This is a genomic window from Embleya sp. NPDC059237 (assembly GCF_042754105.1).
Taxonomy (GTDB): domain Bacteria; phylum Actinomycetota; class Actinomycetes; order Streptomycetales; family Streptomycetaceae; genus Embleya.
In genome coordinates, this window is sequence record NZ_JBHZAE010000001.1 from 1,088,732 (window position 1) to 1,104,179 (window position 15,448).

At 71.5% G+C, this 15,448-nt stretch carries 14 protein-coding genes and 1 pseudogene; 5 read left to right on the forward strand and 10 right to left on the reverse strand.

What is annotated here, in order from left to right:
- Positions 1–67 precede the first annotated feature (67 nt).
- The 7 genes and pseudogenes from ACFXKZ_RS04820 to ACFXKZ_RS04850 all read right to left on the reverse strand — a co-directional run bounded on the left by ACFXKZ_RS04820 (position 68) and on the right by ACFXKZ_RS04850 (position 6,565).
- Entirely contained in the window at positions 68–1,132 is a 1,065-nt protein-coding gene (locus tag ACFXKZ_RS04820) for an ABC transporter substrate-binding protein (protein WP_379997304.1), read from the reverse strand.
- Between the two features lie 217 nt (positions 1,133–1,349).
- Entirely contained in the window at positions 1,350–2,696 is a 1,347-nt protein-coding gene (locus ACFXKZ_RS04825; RefSeq protein WP_379996405.1) for a sulfate adenylyltransferase subunit 1, read from the reverse strand.
- Positions 2,697–2,698: 2 nt separating this feature from the next.
- Positions 2,699–3,625 carry a sulfate adenylyltransferase subunit CysD gene (gene cysD, locus ACFXKZ_RS04830; RefSeq protein WP_379996407.1) on the reverse strand — a complete coding sequence of 309 codons (927 nt, stop codon included), beginning with the start codon at positions 3,623–3,625 and terminating at the stop codon, positions 2,699–2,701.
- A 55-nt stretch (positions 3,626–3,680) separates the two neighbouring features.
- The gene (locus ACFXKZ_RS04835; RefSeq protein WP_379996409.1) at positions 3,681–4,379 is read right to left on the reverse strand and encodes a phosphoadenylyl-sulfate reductase; all 699 of its coding nucleotides are present in this window, start codon (positions 4,377–4,379) and stop codon (positions 3,681–3,683) included.
- 74 nt (positions 4,380–4,453) lie between these two features.
- Positions 4,454–4,654 (reverse strand): annotated as a pseudogene (locus ACFXKZ_RS04840) (hypothetical protein); the annotation flags it as partial.
- A complete protein-coding gene (locus tag ACFXKZ_RS04845) occupies positions 4,651–6,348 on the reverse strand; it encodes a nitrite/sulfite reductase (RefSeq protein WP_379996411.1) in 1,698 nt (565 codons plus the stop codon). The gene ACFXKZ_RS04845 and the pseudogene ACFXKZ_RS04840, both read right to left, overlap by 4 nt.
- A 133-nt stretch (positions 6,349–6,481) precedes the next feature.
- Positions 6,482–6,565 (reverse strand): putative leader peptide, encoded by an 84-nt coding sequence (locus tag ACFXKZ_RS04850; protein WP_355541009.1) that lies wholly within the window; start codon positions 6,563–6,565, stop codon positions 6,482–6,484.
- Positions 6,566–6,792: 227 nt separating this feature from the next.
- On the opposite strand from ACFXKZ_RS04850, the gene ACFXKZ_RS04855 reads away from it, so the two are divergent.
- The 3 genes from ACFXKZ_RS04855 (at position 6,793) to rsgA (ending at position 10,137) form a co-directional block, all read left to right on the forward strand.
- Positions 6,793–7,323 carry a MarR family winged helix-turn-helix transcriptional regulator gene (locus tag ACFXKZ_RS04855; protein WP_379996413.1) on the forward strand — a complete coding sequence of 177 codons (531 nt, stop codon included), beginning with the start codon at positions 6,793–6,795 and terminating at the stop codon, positions 7,321–7,323.
- Between the two features lie 111 nt (positions 7,324–7,434).
- On the forward strand, positions 7,435–8,802 hold the full coding sequence (locus ACFXKZ_RS04860) for a YihY/virulence factor BrkB family protein (RefSeq protein WP_379996415.1): 1,368 nt from the start codon (positions 7,435–7,437) through the stop codon (positions 8,800–8,802).
- A gap of 240 nt (positions 8,803–9,042) precedes the next feature.
- On the forward strand, positions 9,043–10,137 hold the full coding sequence (rsgA, locus tag ACFXKZ_RS04865; RefSeq protein WP_379996417.1) for a ribosome small subunit-dependent GTPase A: 1,095 nt from the start codon (positions 9,043–9,045) through the stop codon (positions 10,135–10,137).
- Between the two features lie 40 nt (positions 10,138–10,177).
- Here rsgA and yidD read toward each other — a convergent pair whose 3' ends face one another.
- A complete protein-coding gene (yidD, locus tag ACFXKZ_RS04870) occupies positions 10,178–10,864 on the reverse strand; it encodes a membrane protein insertion efficiency factor YidD (RefSeq protein WP_379996419.1) in 687 nt (228 codons plus the stop codon).
- Positions 10,865–10,962: 98 nt separating this feature from the next.
- Here yidD and ACFXKZ_RS04875 point away from each other — a divergent pair, with 98 nt between their 5' ends.
- Entirely contained in the window at positions 10,963–12,144 is a 1,182-nt protein-coding gene (locus tag ACFXKZ_RS04875) for an acyl-CoA dehydrogenase family protein (protein WP_379996421.1), read from the forward strand.
- 14 nt (positions 12,145–12,158) lie between these two features.
- On the opposite strand, the gene ACFXKZ_RS04880 is transcribed toward ACFXKZ_RS04875, so the two are convergent.
- Positions 12,159–12,662, reverse strand: coding sequence for an ATP-binding protein (locus ACFXKZ_RS04880; RefSeq protein ID WP_379996423.1), 504 nt, complete (start codon positions 12,660–12,662; stop codon positions 12,159–12,161).
- A gap of 248 nt (positions 12,663–12,910) precedes the next feature.
- Positions 12,911–13,333, reverse strand: a complete 423-nt coding sequence (arfB, locus tag ACFXKZ_RS04885; protein ID WP_379996425.1) for an alternative ribosome rescue aminoacyl-tRNA hydrolase ArfB — start codon at positions 13,331–13,333, stop codon at positions 12,911–12,913.
- A 105-nt stretch (positions 13,334–13,438) separates the two neighbouring features.
- On the opposite strand from arfB, the gene ACFXKZ_RS04890 reads away from it, so the two are divergent.
- The gene (locus tag ACFXKZ_RS04890) at positions 13,439–15,448 is read left to right on the forward strand and encodes a S9 family peptidase (RefSeq protein WP_379996427.1); all 2,010 of its coding nucleotides are present in this window, start codon (positions 13,439–13,441) and stop codon (positions 15,446–15,448) included.

Below are 15,448 nucleotides of genomic sequence, written 5' to 3' on the forward strand. Positions count from 1 at the left end.
TCGGTGGCGCGTCGGGCGGGAAGTGCTCACCCGGGCCGGCCGGCCCGGGGCGGAACGGGCGTGGGCGCTACTTCTTCGGGCCCAGGCCCGCGTCGCTCACCGCGGGCTTGCCGGCGGCGGTGAGGACCTTGTTCAGGATGGTCAGGTCGTAGATGCCGTGGATGTCGAGCTTCTTGGTCACGCCCACCGCGACCCCGTCCTCGGAGAGCTTCACCAGCGACGCGGCGAGCGGGTCGTTGGTGATGGCGATGTTCGGCCACGCCGCGTCGAGCACGTTCTGCGCGAGCGGCTTGCCCGCGAACTCGGTGATCTTGGCGTTGACCGCGGCCTTGGCCTTGTCCTGGTTGCCGGCCGCCCAGTCGTTCGCGGCGACCTGACCCTTGATCAGGGCCTCGACGGTGTCCGGGTGTTCCTTGAGGAACTTGGTGGACACGATCAGGTCGGTGGTGACGAACTTGCCCTCCGGCCACAACGTGCGCTCGTCCACGAGCACCTTGGCGTTCGCCTCCAGGACCAGGCGGGTGGCCCACGGCTCGGGCAGCCAGGCGCCGTCCAGCTCGCCCTTTTGGAACGCGGCGAGGGACTGCGCGTTGTCGGTCGGGACCACGCTCACGTCGCCCTTGCCGGAGGTGTCCACGCTGTAGCCGTTCTTGGTCAGCCACGCGCGCAGGGCGACGTCCTGGGTGCCGCCGAGCTGCGGCGAGGCGATCTTCTTGCCCTTGAGGTCGGCGGGCCCGTTGATGCCCGGCTTGACCACCAGGGACGCGCCGCCCGAGGTGGCGCCCGCGACGATCCGCAAGAGTTCGCCGTTGGTGCTGGTGAACCCGGAGATCGAGGGGTTCGGGCCGATGTAGGTCGCGTCGATCGAACCGCCCTTGAGCGCCTCGATCGCGGCCGGACCGGCGTTGAACACCTGCGGCTTGATCTCGGTGGTGCCCAACTCCTTCGCGAAGAAGCCCTCGTTCAGCCCGATCAGCGGCGTCGCGTGGGTGACGTTGGCGAAGAAGCCGAGCCGGATCTGCGAGGCCGACGTGCCCGCCTTCGCGCCGCCCGCCGTCGCCGGACCCGCGCCCGCGGCGGGCGTCTTCTTCTTGTCGTCCTTCTTGTCCGAGCCGTAGCCGCACGCGGACATGGCGAGCAGCGGCAGAAGGAGGGCGGCAGCGAAGCCGGTACGGATGGATCTGCGGCGGTATTGGCCGGAATGCGTCCCGAAAACGGACATGCGGGGACCTTCCCTCGGGCCCGCGCCGTCGGGCGCGGGCCGGGATGACGAATGTGATGGGCGACGGGCGATCGTGCGGACAGGGCTGACGGAGCGTCAAAAGCGGGTGGTCAGACCCGCGTTCGGATCAGCCGTGACATCGGCCCGGCGCGGCGAACGCAGCGCCGGCCATGCCGGCGGTGAGCGTCGAGCCGTCGGCCTCGTCGATCAACAGGAAGGAACCGGTACGGCGGCCGACGGCGTAGTCGTCGAGCGCGAGCGGCTGGGCGGTGCGCAGGACCACTCGCGCGATGTCGTTGGCGCGCAGTTCGGTCGGGTGCTGCTCGTGGCCGAGTTCGCCGTCGATCGGCGCGTCCAGGTCCAGCCGGTAGGCGATGTCCTTGACGATCGCCTTGACCGTGCGGGTGGTGTGCTTGAGCAGCACTCGATCGCCGGTGCGCAGCGGCCGGTCGGCGACGTGGCACACGGTCGCCTCCACATCCTGGGTCGGGGTGGGCGCCTCGCCGATCGGCGCGATCAGGTCACCGCGCGAGACGTCCACGTCGTCGGCAAGCCGCAGGGTGACCGACTCGCCCTGCCGGGCCCGCCGGACCGGGACACCGAGCCGATCGATGCCGGCGATCGTGGTGCGCTGCCCCGACGGCAGCACCACCACCTCGTCGTCCTCGTGGAACACGCCGGAGGCGATCTGCCCGGCATAGCCCCGGTAGTCGCGGTACTCGTCGTCGGACTGCGGCCGCAGCACGTACTGCACGGGGAAGCGCGCGGGCTCCTGCGTCGGGTCGGTCTCGACCGGCACCGTCTCCAGGTATTCCAGCAGTGTCGGCCCGGAGAACCAGTCCATGTGCGAGCTGGGGTCCACCACGTTGTCCCCGCGCAGCGCGGACACCGGGATCGAGCGCACGTCCGGCACCCCGAGCGCCTTCGCGTATGCGGTGAACGTGTTGGCGACCTCGGCGAAGCGCTCCTCGCTGTAGTCGACCAGGTCCATCTTGTTGACCGCGAGCACCACGTGCGGCACCCGCAGCAGCGCCGCCACCGCCGCGTGCCGCCGGGTCTGCTCGACCACGCCGTTGCGCGCGTCCACCAGCACCACGGCCAGCTCCGCCGTGGAGGCGCCGGTGACCATGTTGCGCGTGTACTGCACGTGGCCCGGGGTGTCGGCGAGGATGAACCGGCGCCGGGCGGTGGCGAAGTAGCGGTAGGCGACGTCGATGGTGATGCCCTGCTCGCGCTCCGCCCGCAGGCCGTCGGTGAGCAGCGCGAGGTCCGCCTCCTCCTGGCCGCGCTCGTTGCTGACCCGGGTCACCGCCTCCAACTGGTCGCTCAGCACCGACTTCGAGTCGTGCAGCAGCCGGCCCACCAGGGTCGACTTGCCGTCGTCGACGGAGCCCGCGGTGGCCAGTCGGAGCAGGCCCACACGATCGTCGACGGCCGCGCCGGCCGTCGGGGAAATCTCGGACGTCCCACTCATGACTAGAAGTACCCCTCGCGCTTGCGGTCCTCCATCGCGGCCTCGGACATCTTGTCGTCCGCGCGCGTGGCACCTCGTTCGGTCAGCCTGCTCACCGCGATCTCGGCGATGACGTCCGCCACCGTGGCGGCGGGGGAGTCGACGGCACCGGTGCAGCTCATGTCGCCGACCGTGCGGTAGCGCACCACGCGCCGCACGACCGCCTCGCCGGCCCGGGGCCCGCCCCACTCGCCGGGGGAGAGCCACATGCCGTTGCGCTCGAAGACCTCGCGCTCGTGCGAGAAGTAGATCCGCGGCAGCGCGATCTTCTCCCGCTCGATGTACTGCCACACGTCCAGCTCGGTCCAGTTCGAGATCGGGAACACCCGCACGTGCTCGCCGACGCGGTGCCGGCCGTTGTACAGCTGCCACAGCTCGGGCCGTTGGCGCCGCGGGTCCCACGCGCCGAACTCGTCGCGCAGCGAGAACACCCGCTCCTTGGCCCGGGCCTTCTCCTCGTCGCGTCGGCCGCCGCCGAACACCGCGTCGAAGCGGTTGGCCTCGATCGCCTCCAGGAGCGGGACCGTCTGCAGCGGGTTGCGGGTGCCGTCGGGGCGCTCGCGCAGCCGGCCGTTGTCGATGAACTCCTGCACGCTGGCCACGTGCAGCCGCAGGTTGTGCTCGGCGACCACGTTGTCGCGGTATTCGATGACCTCGGGGAAGTTGTGCCCGGTATCGACGTGTAGGAGTGCGAACGGCACCTGCGCCGGCCAGAAGGCCTTGCGTGCCAGGTGCAGCATGACGATCGAGTCCTTGCCGCCGGAGAACAGGATGACCGGCTTCTCGAACTCGCCCGCCACCTCGCGGAAGATGTGCACGGACTCGGCTTCCAACGCGTCCAGGTGGGTCAGGGCCCCGGGTGCGGTGCCCTTGTCGATCGTCGTGGTCACGCCAACCCCTCCTTCGTCTTCGTCGAGCACGGTGCCGTGGTGCGTATCGGGCCGATCATGCGTGGATCCCGCACTCGGTCTTGCCCAGGCCGGCCCAGCGGCCGGCGCGGGCGTCCTCGCCGGGGGCGACCCGGCGGGTGCAGGGCGCGCAGCCGATCGAGGCGTAGCCGTCCATCAGGAGCGGGTTGGTCAGCACGCCGTGTTCGGCGATGTACGCCTCCACGTCATCCTGCGTCCAGCGCGCGATCGGGGCGACCTTGACCTTGCGCCGGCGCGCGTCCCAGGAGACGACCGGGGTGTTCGCCCGGCTCGGCGAGTCGTCCCGGCGCAGGCCCGTGGCCCACGCGCGGTAGTCGGTCAACGCCCGCTCCAGCGGCGCCACCTTGCGCATCGCGCAACACGCGTCGGGATCACGATCGTGCAGCGCGGGGCCGTACTTCGCGTCCTGCTCGACGACGGTCAGCTCCGGGTGCACGGTGATCACGTTCACGTCGTAGACCGCGTCGACCGCATCGCGCGTGCCGATGGTCTCGGGGAAGTGGTAGCCGGTGTCGAGGAAGACCACGTCCACCCCGGGGGCGACCTTCGAGGCCAGGTGCGCCACCACGGCGTCCTCCATCGAGGAGGTCACGCACCAGGCCGGGCCGAACTGCTCGTGCGTCCAGGCCAGGATCTCGGAGGCGGTCGCGTCCTCCAGTTCGAGCGCCGCCCGGCCGGCGAGCGCTTCGAGGTCGGTGCTCTCGGTGACGGTCATCGGCCCTCCTTCTGTGCGATCGACTGGTGCGCGTGGCCGGCGAGGGGCTCGGTGCCGGGCCCGTCGGGGCCCGGCGTCCCGTCGCCATGCCGATCGGGGCTGTGCCGTGTCGGGAAGACCAGGCCGAGGAACTTCAGCGAGAACGCCCGCCGGCAGGCCGAGCACAACCAGGTGCCGTGCCCCTCCTCGTGCGGGCGCAGGTCCTCGTCGCCGCAGAAGGGGCAGTAGAACGGCACGGCCCGTTGGCCCGGCTCGGCACCGCCGGCGGCGCTCACGACAGGTCCGTGTCGGTCGCGCGCACGGCCCACTGGGCGAAGCGCTCGCCCTCGCCGCGCTGTTCCTCGAAGCGACGCAGCACCCGCTCGATGTAGTCGGCCAGCCCGGCCGAGGTCACCTTGAGGCCGCGGATCTTGCGGCCGAAGCCGGGGTCGAGGCCCAGGCCGCCGCCCAGGTGCACCTGGTAGCCCTCGACCTGCTCGCCGTTCTCGTCCAGGACCAACTGGCCCTTGAGGCCGAAGTCGGCGACCTGGATGCGCGCGCAGGCGTTCGGGCAGCCGTTGATGTTGATCGTGATCGGCTGGTCGAACTCCGGGAGCCGCTGCTCCAGTTCGTCGATCAGGGTGATCCCGCGGCCCTTGGTCTCCACGATCGCCAGCTTGCAGAACTCGATGCCCGTGCAGGCCATCGTGCCGCGCCGGAAGGGGCTCGGGTCCACCCGCAGGCCCAGCGCCTCCAAGCCCTCCTTGAGCGAGGCCACCTTGTCCTCGGCGACGTCCAGGATGAGCATCTTCTGCTCGACCGTGGTGCGCACCCGGTCCGACCCGTGTCGCTCGGCCAAGTCGGCGATCTTGCCCAGCGTGGCGCCGTCCACCCGGCCCACGCGCGGGGCGAAGCCGACGTAGAAGCCGCCGCCCTTTTGCGCACGCACGCCGACGTGGTCGCGCCACACCTGCGCGGGCGCGTCCGGCGCGGGGCCGTCGATCAGCTTGCGCTCCAGGTATTCGCTCTCCAGCACCTCGCGGAAGCGCTCCGGCCCCCAGTCGGCGACCAGGAACTTCAGTCGAGCGCGGTTGCGCAGCCGGCGGTAGCCGTAGTCGCGGAAGATCGAGATGACGCCCTCCCAGACCTGCGGCACCTCCTCCAGCGGCACCCAGGCGCCCAGTCGGACCGCGAGCTTGGGGTTGGTGGACAGCCCCCCGCCGACCCAGACGTCGAAGCCCGGACCGAACTCGGGGTGCACGACACCCACGAAGGAGACGTCGTTGATCTCGTGCGCGACGTCGAGCAGCGGCGATCCGGAGATGGCGGTCTTGAACTTGCGCGGCAGGTTGGAATATTCGGGCTTGCCGATGTAGAGCCGGTTGATCTCGTCGATGGCCCAGGTGCCGTCGATGATCTCTTCCTCGGCGATGCCCGCCACCGGGGAGCCGAGCACCACGCGCGGGGTGTCGCCGCACGCCTCGGTCGTGGACAGGCCGACGCCCTCCAGGATCCGCCAGATCTCCGGGACGTCCTCGATCCGGATCCAGTGGAACTGCACGTTCTGCCGGTCGGTGATGTCGGCCGTGCCGCGCGCGAACCGCTCGGAGACCTCCGCGATGGCGCGCAGTTGGGCCAGGTTCAGCCGGCCGCCGTCGACCCGCACGCGCAGCATGAAGTATTCGTCGTCCAGCTCGTGCGGTTCGAGCACGCCGGTCTTGCCGCCGTCGATCCCGGGCTTGCGCTGCGTGTACAGGCCCCACCACCGCATGCGTCCGCGCAGGTCGTTGGGATCGATCGAGGCGAAGCCCCGGTGGGCGTAGACGTTCTCGATGCGGGCTCGCACGTTGAGACCGTCGTCGTCCTTCTTGAACTGCTCGTTCCCGTTGAGCGGTTCGCGATGGCCGAGGGCCCACTGACCCTCGCCGCGATGGCGAGCGGTCTTGCGGGCGCGGGGACCGCTGCCGGCGGTGTCGGTAGTGGCGGCCATGGGGAGCGTCCTCCGGGCGGATCGGTGGGGGACGCACGGGGGAGCATCCGGCCGCACCCTCGCCGGACCGGCCGTGAGAGTCGTGGTGCCGGTGCGACCGCGCGCCCGGCAGGCTGATGCGGCGGGCGGGTCGTCAGACCGGCGAACAGACGGCGCTGGACATGCGTCCGAGGTCGACGTGGAGTCGACCTACGAGAGCAATACCGGCGCGAGACATGTCGCAAAGATTGACATGGAGCCAGATACCCGTCCATCGGTGTCCGGGATGCGAACAGCCATCTCATATGTCGAACACGCATGCCCATAATGTGGGATGAGATGATCTTTCGCGGTCGGCCGCGGCATGGATCGTCGCCGCGGTTGGTTACGGTACGGGTGGTCGGATCACGCACCCCCGGGCGGTATCACGACCCACGCACCACAGTGGACGAGGAGCTGATCGGTATGCCAGGCGAGATTCTGGGTGTGCCTCGGCGCAGAACGCGCTCCGTTTGTGTGGTCGAGGCCGGCGCCGCGCCCGCCGCCGAGCGGCCCGAGCCGCGGCGCGAGGAGGCGGTCGAGACGCTGCGCTACGCGCTCAACGGCTTCCTGTCCGCGATCCGCGCCGACCGCGCCGGGCGGGCCGATCCGGTCGACGCCGACGCCGCTCGCTATCGCCTGCTCGCGACGCTCGCCGACGAACTCGACCTGGACAACGAGCGGCTGGGCCGGGTGCTCGGGTTGGCCCCGGCCGCGGTGCGCGACCTGCTGGACGTACACGGGCGCGAGGGCCTGGTCGAGGCGGTGCGGGCCGGGCGCGGGCGGGGCGGCTCGGTGGCTCGGCTCACCCCGGCCGGGCGGCGCGAGCTGTACCGGCTCGACGCGCTGTTCCGGGAGAGCTGGGAGAGCGCTTTCGCCGACCTCCCGGCCGAGGAACTGCGGACCGCGGCCAGGGTGCTCAGCCGGCTTTCCGGGGTGCTGATCCCGAGTCGCTGACCAGCGCGGACCGGTCCGCGCGGCGGTCCGGCGCGACACCCCGCACCGGGGGTGGTTCACCCGGACGACGACTTGGCGAATGGCGGGCCCCGGGCCGGATACCTTAAAGGGGTGGCAGCGGACTACCAACAACGACCTCGCCTGCGAGGGGCCGGTCGCATCCGGTTGCGGAGCGCACTGTGGCGGATACTCCGCGAAACGGTGATCTCCTGCTTCAACCACCGGGTGACCGGCCTCGCCGCCGAGGCCGGGTTCTTCATGCTGCTGTCCCTGCCCCCGCTGCTGCTCGGTCTGGCCGGCACCGTCGGCTACCTGCACGGGCTGATCGGCGGCAGCACCGTCAACGACCTCAAGGCCGACATCATCAAGGCCTCCGGATCGGTGCTCTCCGACAAGAGCATCGACCAGGTGGTCGTCCCGCTGGTCAACGACGTCTTCGACTCCGGCCGCGCGGACATCATCTCGGCCGGCTTCCTGATCGCGCTGTGGTCCGGCTCGCGCGCGCTCAACGTCTACGTCGACACCATCACGATCATGTACGGCCTGTCCGGCAAGCGCGGCATCGTGCGCACCCGCCTGTTGTCCTTCACCCTCTATGTGGTCGGGCTGCTGCTCGGCATGTTCCTGATCCCGCTGCTGGTGGCCGGCCCGGAGTTGGTGGTCAAGGCGTTCCCGCACTTCGAGGGAACGGTGCACATCCTTTATTGGCCGGTCCTGGTGGTGCTCTCGGTCTGCTTCCTGACCTCGCTCTACCATGTGTCGGTACCGGTGCGGACGCCGTGGCGCGAGGACATACCGGGTGCGCTGGTCGCACTGCTGCTGTGCATCGTCGGCAGCTTCCTGCTCCGGGTATACCTGGCCACCACCATCGACGGGCCCACCGTCTACGGCTCGCTCGCGGCCCCGGTCGCGGTGATGGTGTGGATGTACTTCGCCGCCATGGCGGTATTGATCGGCGCCGCCGTCAACGCCGCGATCGACCAGGTGTGGCCGAGCCAGGAGACCGCGCAGGCTCGCGCGGAGCGGGACAAGGAGAAGGCCGCCGAGGAGATCGCCGCCGCGATGGAGCACCTGCGCTCGGGGCGGCATCGGGGCACCCCCGGCGACTGGACGCCCGCGGGCGAGCACGACGAGATGGAGGACACCGTCATCCACGGCGAACTCCCCGACCTCGGCGAGCCGCCGTCGGAGTTCCCCGAACGCTGGGCGATCCACGCCCGCGACGCCAAGCGCGGCGACGCGGGCACGGTCAACGGCCGGGCCAACGGCGCCCGGCGCGCGGCCGAGCCGCAGAACCGCATGCCGTCCCGCCCGCCCCGCCCACCGGGGCCGCCGCCCACCAACGGTCAGCCGCCCAGCCTGCACATGCCCGCCGGCCAGGAGTTGCCGGGCCTGCCGCTGGACGACACCGCGTGGCCGCCGCGCCCGACCCGACCGGTGCTCGGCGAGCAGGAACACGCTCGACGCGAGCGCCCGTGATGACCTAGGATTTTCCGAGCGGTCCGCGGGCCGTGAGAAGCGGTGCCCGGAGCGCGGCCCAGAGCCGCACGAGACAGGTGGGAGGTGGATGTCGTGACCACGACCTTGATGACGGTCGCCCGGACGGGCTGGACCTCATACCCCACCCCCATCCTCAGGGTCCGCACCGCGTAGTCGCGCCACGTCGTTCGTCGTGACGGCACGCAGGTCGGCGGATCCGCCCCTCGAAGGGCCACCGGCTTGTCTTCCCAGCAGCACCCCCGTTCCACCTCTTCCTCTTCTTCCTCCCTCCCGCCCTCCGACGTGCTCGCCGGCTACGGCTGGGATGCGGAGCGCGACACCGAATTCGCCCCCTACCGCGGGCACGGCCTGATCCCGGGCCGGATCGCCCGGGTGGACCGCTCGCTGTGCGAGGTGGTCACCGCCGACGGCACCGTGCGTGCCGCGCACGGCGGCGGCGACCTGCCCTGCACCGGCGACTGGGCGGTCCTGGAAACTCCCGACGACGGTCGCGAGCCGTTCGTCGCGGCGCTGTTGACCCGGCGCACATCCCTGGTGCGCTCGCAGGCGTCCGGGCGCTCGGCGGGTCAGGTCCTCGCGGTCAACGTCGACCTGATCGGCGCCGTCGTCCCGCTGGACACGCCCCCCGACCTCGGTCGGTTGGAGCGCTTGCTCACCCTCGCCTGGGAGAGCGGCGCCCGGCCGCTGGTCATCCTCACCAAGGCCGACCTCGCGGCCGACGCCGACGATCTGCGTGCGGACGTCGAGGCGGTCGCGATGGGCGTCGACGTGGTCGTCGCCAGCGCCGTCACCGGCGAGGGCCTGGACGTCCTGGACGCCTACACCGCCGGGCAGACGGTCGCTCTGATCGGCACCTCCGGCGCGGGCAAGTCCACCCTCACCAACGCGCTCGCGGGCACCGAGGTGACCGCGGTCCAGGCGGTGCGCGGCGACGGCAAGGGCCGACACACCACCACCTGGCGCGAGTTGGTACCGCTGCCCAACGGCGGCGTGCTCGTGGACACCCCCGGAATGCGCGGGGTGGGCATGTACGACGTCGGCGAGGGGCTGGATCGCACCTTCTCCGACATCGACGCGCTGGTGGCCGACTGCCGGTTCACCGACTGCACGCACGACAGCGAACCGGGGTGTGCGGTGCTCGCCGCGATCGAGTCGGGTGAACTCCCGCAGCGCCGCCTGGACAGCTATCGCAAGCTGCTCCGGGAGGCCCGGTGGATGGCCTCGCGCGAGGACCACCGCATCCGGGCCGAACGCGCCCGGGAGTGGAAGCTGATCCACAAGGAGATGCGCCGCTCGCCGTCGCCGAAGAAGTGACCCCGGGTCGGGGCGGGCGCGAGCCCGCCCCGACCACCGGTCAGCGCGGTCGCCGAGCCGGCCGTGCGGGCGGTACCGGGTCGAATCCGCCGTTGCCGGGCCGGCAGCGCAGCAGTCGGCGGGCGGTCAGGTACGTACCGCGAAGCGCGCCGTGGCGGTGCAGCGCCCGTTTGCCGTAGGTCGAACACGTGGGCGTGAAGGTACAACACGGCGCGGTCTTCGGGCTGATCTCGGTGCGGTAGCGGTCGACGGCGGCACCGAGGCGGCGGGCGGGGGCGCCTGCGCGCGGGCGGAGCAGGCTCGTGAGCGTGATCCACATCAGGCGGAGCGAGAGCAGGTTGAGCAGGCAGGGGTCGCAGCCGCCGCAGCCGTCGCCCCCGCCGCTGCCGCCGCGACCGCCGCCGCCTCCGCCTCCTCCGCCTCCTCCGCCGAAGCAACCGCCGTTGCCGTCGCGGCTGTCGCGGCTGCGGTCGCCTCCGCCTCGACCGAAGCAGCCCCCGCCCCCGCCCCCGCCGCCGGAGCCGCCTCCGCCGTCACCCCCGCCGCCGCCTCCGGGCAGGTCGCCCAGGCTCTCGCCGGCGCCCTCCGCGAGGTCCTCGCGCCGTTCGCGCCGGCGGCGGTCCTCCTCTTCCTGTTCGAGTCGGCGACGGCGCTCCTCGGGCGTCTCGTCGTTCGGCCCCGTCGCCCCCGCGAAGAGGGGATGCGGTTCGGGCGGCGGCTCGGTCATGGTGGTGCTCTCCCGTGTTCCGGATCTATGTTCGGGGCAATCTATCGAGGCCCGTCCGACACCGCTCGGGTCTCCCGAACAGCCCAGGAGGCACCCGCATGGCCAAGGCACCCGCGTTCGACCCGGCCGACCCGCTCGGCATCGACGACCTGCTCGATGCCGAGGACCGGGCGATCCGGGACACCGTGCGGCGGTTCTGCGCCGACCACGTCACGCCCTACGTGGCGGACTGGTTCGAGCGCGGCGAACTGCCGTCGGTGCGCGAACTGGCGCGCGGCCTCGGCGGCATCGGGGTGCTCGGGATGACCCTGGACGGTTACGGCTGCGCTGCCACCAGCGCCGTGCAGTACGGCCTGGCCTGTCTGGAGTTGGAGGCGTGCGACTCGGGGCTGCGTTCGCTGGTGTCGGTGCAGGGGTCGCTGGCGATGTACGCGATCCACCGCTTCGGGAGTGAGGAGCACCGGCAGACCTGGCTGCCCCGGATGGCCGCCGGCGAGGCACTCGGCTGCTTCGGCCTGACCGAGCCCGACCACGGCTCGGACCCGGCGTCGATGCGTACCCACGCCAAGCGCGACGGCGACGACTGGGTGCTCAACGGGCGCAAGATGTGGATCACCAACGGTTCGGTGGCCGAGGTCGCGGTGATCTGGGCGCGCACCGAGGAGGGCGTGCGCGGTTTTGTGGTGCCCACCGACACCCCCGGGTTCGCGGCCGTCGACATCCGGAACAAGATGTCCCTGCGGGCCTCGATCACCAGCGAGTTGACGCTGGACGACGTGCGGTTGCCGGCCGACGCGGTATTGCCCGACGTGGTGGGCCTGCGCGGTCCGCTGAGCTGTCTGGGCGAGGCCCGCTACGGCATCGTGTGGGGATCGGTCGGCGCGGCGCGCTCCTGCTTCGAGTCGGCGCTGGACTACGCCCGCACCCGGGAGCAGTTCGGCCGGCCGATCGGCGCGTTCCAGCTGACCCAGGCCAAGTTGGCGGACATGGCGGTGGAGATCGGCAAGGCGCAGTTGCTCGCGCTGCACCTGGGGCGGCGCAAGGACGCGGGCGGGGTACGGCCCGAGCAGATCAGTTTCGGCAAGCTCAACAACGTCCGCGAGGCGATCGCGATCGCCCGCAGCGCGCGCACCATCCTGGGCGCGAACGGCATCTCGCTGGAGTATCCGGTGATCCGGCACATGAACAACCTGGAATCCGTGTTGACCTACGAGGGCACCTCCGAGATGCACACGCTGGTGATCGGCAAGGCGCTGACCGGCCTGGACGCCTTCCACTGAGCCGTCGCGCGCGCCTAGGCGTGAGCGTCCGTGTCCAGGGTGACCCGGATGCTCTTGCCGGCGCCGCAGGGCACCACGTCGATTCGGCCGCCGAGTTCGGCCACCATCAGTTTCACGATCATCAGACCGCGCCCGTCCTCGGACTCCGGCCCCGTCTCCAGGAGCGCGTGCGGGCGGAAGGGGTGTCCGTCGGCGACCTCGAGGCGGATCTCGGCGCCGCCGTGGGCCGCGGTGATCCGGATCCGGTCGGTGCGGATCGCCGCGTGGCGCACCGCGTTGGACGTCAGTTCGGTGGCGATCAGAAGCAGGGTGTCGGTCAGCTCCTCGGCGACCCCCCAGCCGTGTAACAGGTCGCGCAGGCGGTGCCGGACCTCCGGTACGCCCGCGACGGTGGGTGCGATGGTCCAGCGCACGAACACCGGCCCGGGCGGGTGTTCGGGTTCGGGCTCGCGGTGGTGGTTCGTCGAGGTGCGCCGCTCGTACCGAGCGCGGGCACGGGCCCGCCCGACGGCGGTCACGGATGACTCCACGAGTGGTACGCGACGGGAGGGAGCGTGGGTCGCGGTGGGTGTGGCGCACGTGCGGGGGAGGGCATCCCGGAGTCCTTCGCTTCGTTCGCTGCGGTACGCGGCACTGGCCGGCGTTCGAAGTCTGCGATGGCGAATCGTGCTCATGCGCCGGTTTTCCGGGTGTGATCCGTAATGCTTCGGTAAGCGACGCTTCATCTCGACTTTGGGTCCGCTTCGGAGCCTGTTCGGACCCGGGATCAGTCTCCGGTCGAGCGGCGCAGTCGTTTGATCTCACTGCGATGGTGCTTGTTGCGCAGCCGGCGCTCGCGCATGCCGCGCGTGGGTTTGGTCGGTCGCCGGGGCGGCGGGGGCGGTGCCGTGGCCTCGACCAGAATGTCGGCCAGCCGCCGGGCGGCGGTTTGTCGGTTCATCAGTTGCGAGCGCTGCTCGGACGAGGCCACGGTGAGCACGCCGTCGACCAGACGCCCCTCCAGGCGGCGCAGCGCGCGCTGCTTGAGGACGTCGGGCAGCGCGGTGGTGGCGCCCAGGTCGAAGGACACCTCGGCGCGGCTGTCCGTGGTGTTCACCGACTGTCCGCCGGGGCCGGAGGAACGGGAGAACCGCCACGACAGCTCGGCGGCGGGTATCGGCACGCCGCGAATGTCGAGATCTGTCGTCATACGCACATGATCCCGCCTGCACCCGGCCGGGGTCGACCGGGTTTTCCGGGGTTTTCCCGGGGGTCGCCGGGTGCTTTCCCGGCGTGGGACGGCGAGGATCGTGGGATGAGTGCCGACATGAACGCGGAACAGACGCAGGCATACGGTTCCTGGCCCTCGCCGATCACGGCCGAGCGGTTGGTGGAGGGGGCGGCGAGTCCCGGGGAGATCCGGGCCGACGGGGAAGAGGTGTGGTGGGCCGAGGCGCGGCCGACGGAGGGCGGGCGCGTGCAATTGGTGCGCCTGCGTCCGGGCGGGGCGCCGGAGGACGTGCTGCCGGAGGGTTTCTCGGCGCGGACCCGGGTGCACGAGTACGGCGGCGCGGCCTGGACGGTGCGGGCCGGCGTGCTGGTCTTCGCGAACTGGACCGACCAGCGGTTGTACCGGCTGGGGCCCGGCGACGACACGCCGGTGGCGATCACCGCCGAGCCGCGGGAGCCGGCGGGGCTGCGCTATGCGGACTTCACCGTCGTGCCCGCGGGGCAGTGGGGGGCGGGGGAGTGGCTGGTCGCGGTGCGCGAGAGTCACGAGCCGGCCGCGATCGAGGCGCACGGCGAGGCGGTCAACGAGATCGTCGCCCTGCCGCTGGACGGTACGCAGCCGGCGCGGGTCCTGGTCACCGGGCCGGACTTCGTCTCCTCGCCGCGACCGGCCGCCGACGGCTCGGCGCTGGCCTGGACCCAGTGGTCGCACCCGGACATGCCGTGGGACGCGGCGGAGTTGATGGTGGCCGCGATCGAGGCGGGACCGCGCACGACCGGCGCGCAGGCGGTCGCGGGTGGTGGGCGCGAGTCGGTGGTGCAGCCCGAGTGGGGTCCCGACGGGGCGTTGTGGTTCGCGTCGGACCGCACCGGGTGGTGGAACCTGTACCGGGTCGGCGCGGGTGGTCAGGTGGAGGCGGTGGCGCCGGTCGAGGCCGAGATCGGCGGCCCGCAGTGGGTGTTCGGCGAGCGGTACTACGCCTTCCTCGACGACGGCCGGATCGCCTGCACGGTCAACGCGGGCGGTTTCGTGCACCTGGGCGTGCTCGATCCGACCCGTCCGGAGGAGGCGCCGACGCGGGTGGAGACCGGGCTGACCTGGTTGTCCGACCTGGCCGCGGTGTCCGGCGGGGTGCTGGTGATCGGGGGCGGTCCGGACGACGAGGATGCGCCGCGCCGGGTCCGGCTCGCGCCCACCGGGGGTACCGCGCTCCAGATCGAACGGTTGCGTCCGGCCCGGGACTTCGGCTTCGACGCCCGGTGGTTCAGCCCGCCGCGGCCGATCGAGTTCGACTCGCCGGCCGGGCGTACCGCACACGCGCTGTTGTACCTGCCGAAGAACCCGAATGCGCAGGCGCCCGCCGGCACGTTGCCGCCGCTGATCGTCTCCATCCACGGCGGCCCGACCGCGCAGGCGCCGGCGGTGCTCAACCTGCGGATCCAGTACTGGACCAGCCGCGGGTTCGCGGTGGCCGACGTGAACTACGGCGGCAGTACGGGATACGGCCGGGAGTACCGCAACCTGCTGTACGACTCGTGGGGCATCGTCGACGTCGAGGACTGCACGGCGGTGGCCCGGCACCTGGCGGACACGGGTGTCGTGGACGGCACGAAGCTGGCCATCCGGGGCGGTTCGGCGGGCGGGTACACCACGCTGGCCGCGCTGGTGGGCAACGACGTCTTCACCGCCGGCGCCAGCCACTTCGGCGTCGCCGACATCGCGGCGCTGGCCCGGCACACGCACAAGTTCGAGTCGCGCTACCTGGACCGCCTGGTCGGCCCGTATCCGGAGGCCGAGGCGGTGTACCGGGACCGTTCGCCGATCAACCACACCGATCGCCTGTCCAGCCCGCTGGCGGTCTTCCAGGGTCTGGAGGACGAGGTGGTGCCACCGGCGCAGGCCGAGATGATCGTGGCGGCCCTGAGGGAGAAGAAGCTCCCCTACGTCTACCTGGCGTTCGAGGGCGAACAACACGGGTTCCGTCGGGCGGAGAACATCATCCGCGCGCTGGAGGCCGAACTCTGGTTCTACGGACGGGTTTTCGACTTCGACCCGGCCGACCCGATCGAGCCGCCGCCGGGCGGCGGGTTCTGA

Bases quoted from the DNA above. Each gene is read 5' to 3' on its own strand.
- ACFXKZ_RS04820 (WP_379997304.1), bottom strand. From the start codon at position 1,132: ATGTCCGCGTGCGGCTACGGCTCGGACAAGAAGGACGACAAGAAGAAG.
- ACFXKZ_RS04825 (WP_379996405.1), bottom strand. From the start codon at position 2,696: ATGAGTGGGACGTCCGAGATTTCCCCGACGGCCGGCGCGGCCGTCGAC.
- yidD (WP_379996419.1), bottom strand. From the start codon at position 10,864: ATGACCGAGCCGCCGCCCGAACCGCATCCCCTCTTCGCGGGGGCGACG.
- ACFXKZ_RS04855 (WP_379996413.1), top strand. From the start codon at position 6,793: ATGCCAGGCGAGATTCTGGGTGTGCCTCGGCGCAGAACGCGCTCCGTT.
- ACFXKZ_RS04845 (WP_379996411.1), bottom strand. From the start codon at position 6,348: ATGGCCGCCACTACCGACACCGCCGGCAGCGGTCCCCGCGCCCGCAAG.
- ACFXKZ_RS04890 (WP_379996427.1), top strand. From the start codon at position 13,439: ATGAGTGCCGACATGAACGCGGAACAGACGCAGGCATACGGTTCCTGG.
- ACFXKZ_RS04875 (WP_379996421.1), top strand. From the start codon at position 10,963: ATGGCCAAGGCACCCGCGTTCGACCCGGCCGACCCGCTCGGCATCGAC.
- ACFXKZ_RS04835 (WP_379996409.1), bottom strand. From the start codon at position 4,379: ATGACCGTCACCGAGAGCACCGACCTCGAAGCGCTCGCCGGCCGGGCG.
- arfB (WP_379996425.1), bottom strand. From the start codon at position 13,333: ATGACGACAGATCTCGACATTCGCGGCGTGCCGATACCCGCCGCCGAG.
- ACFXKZ_RS04850 (WP_355541009.1), bottom strand. From the start codon at position 6,565: ATGTCTCGCGCCGGTATTGCTCTCGTAGGTCGACTCCACGTCGACCTC.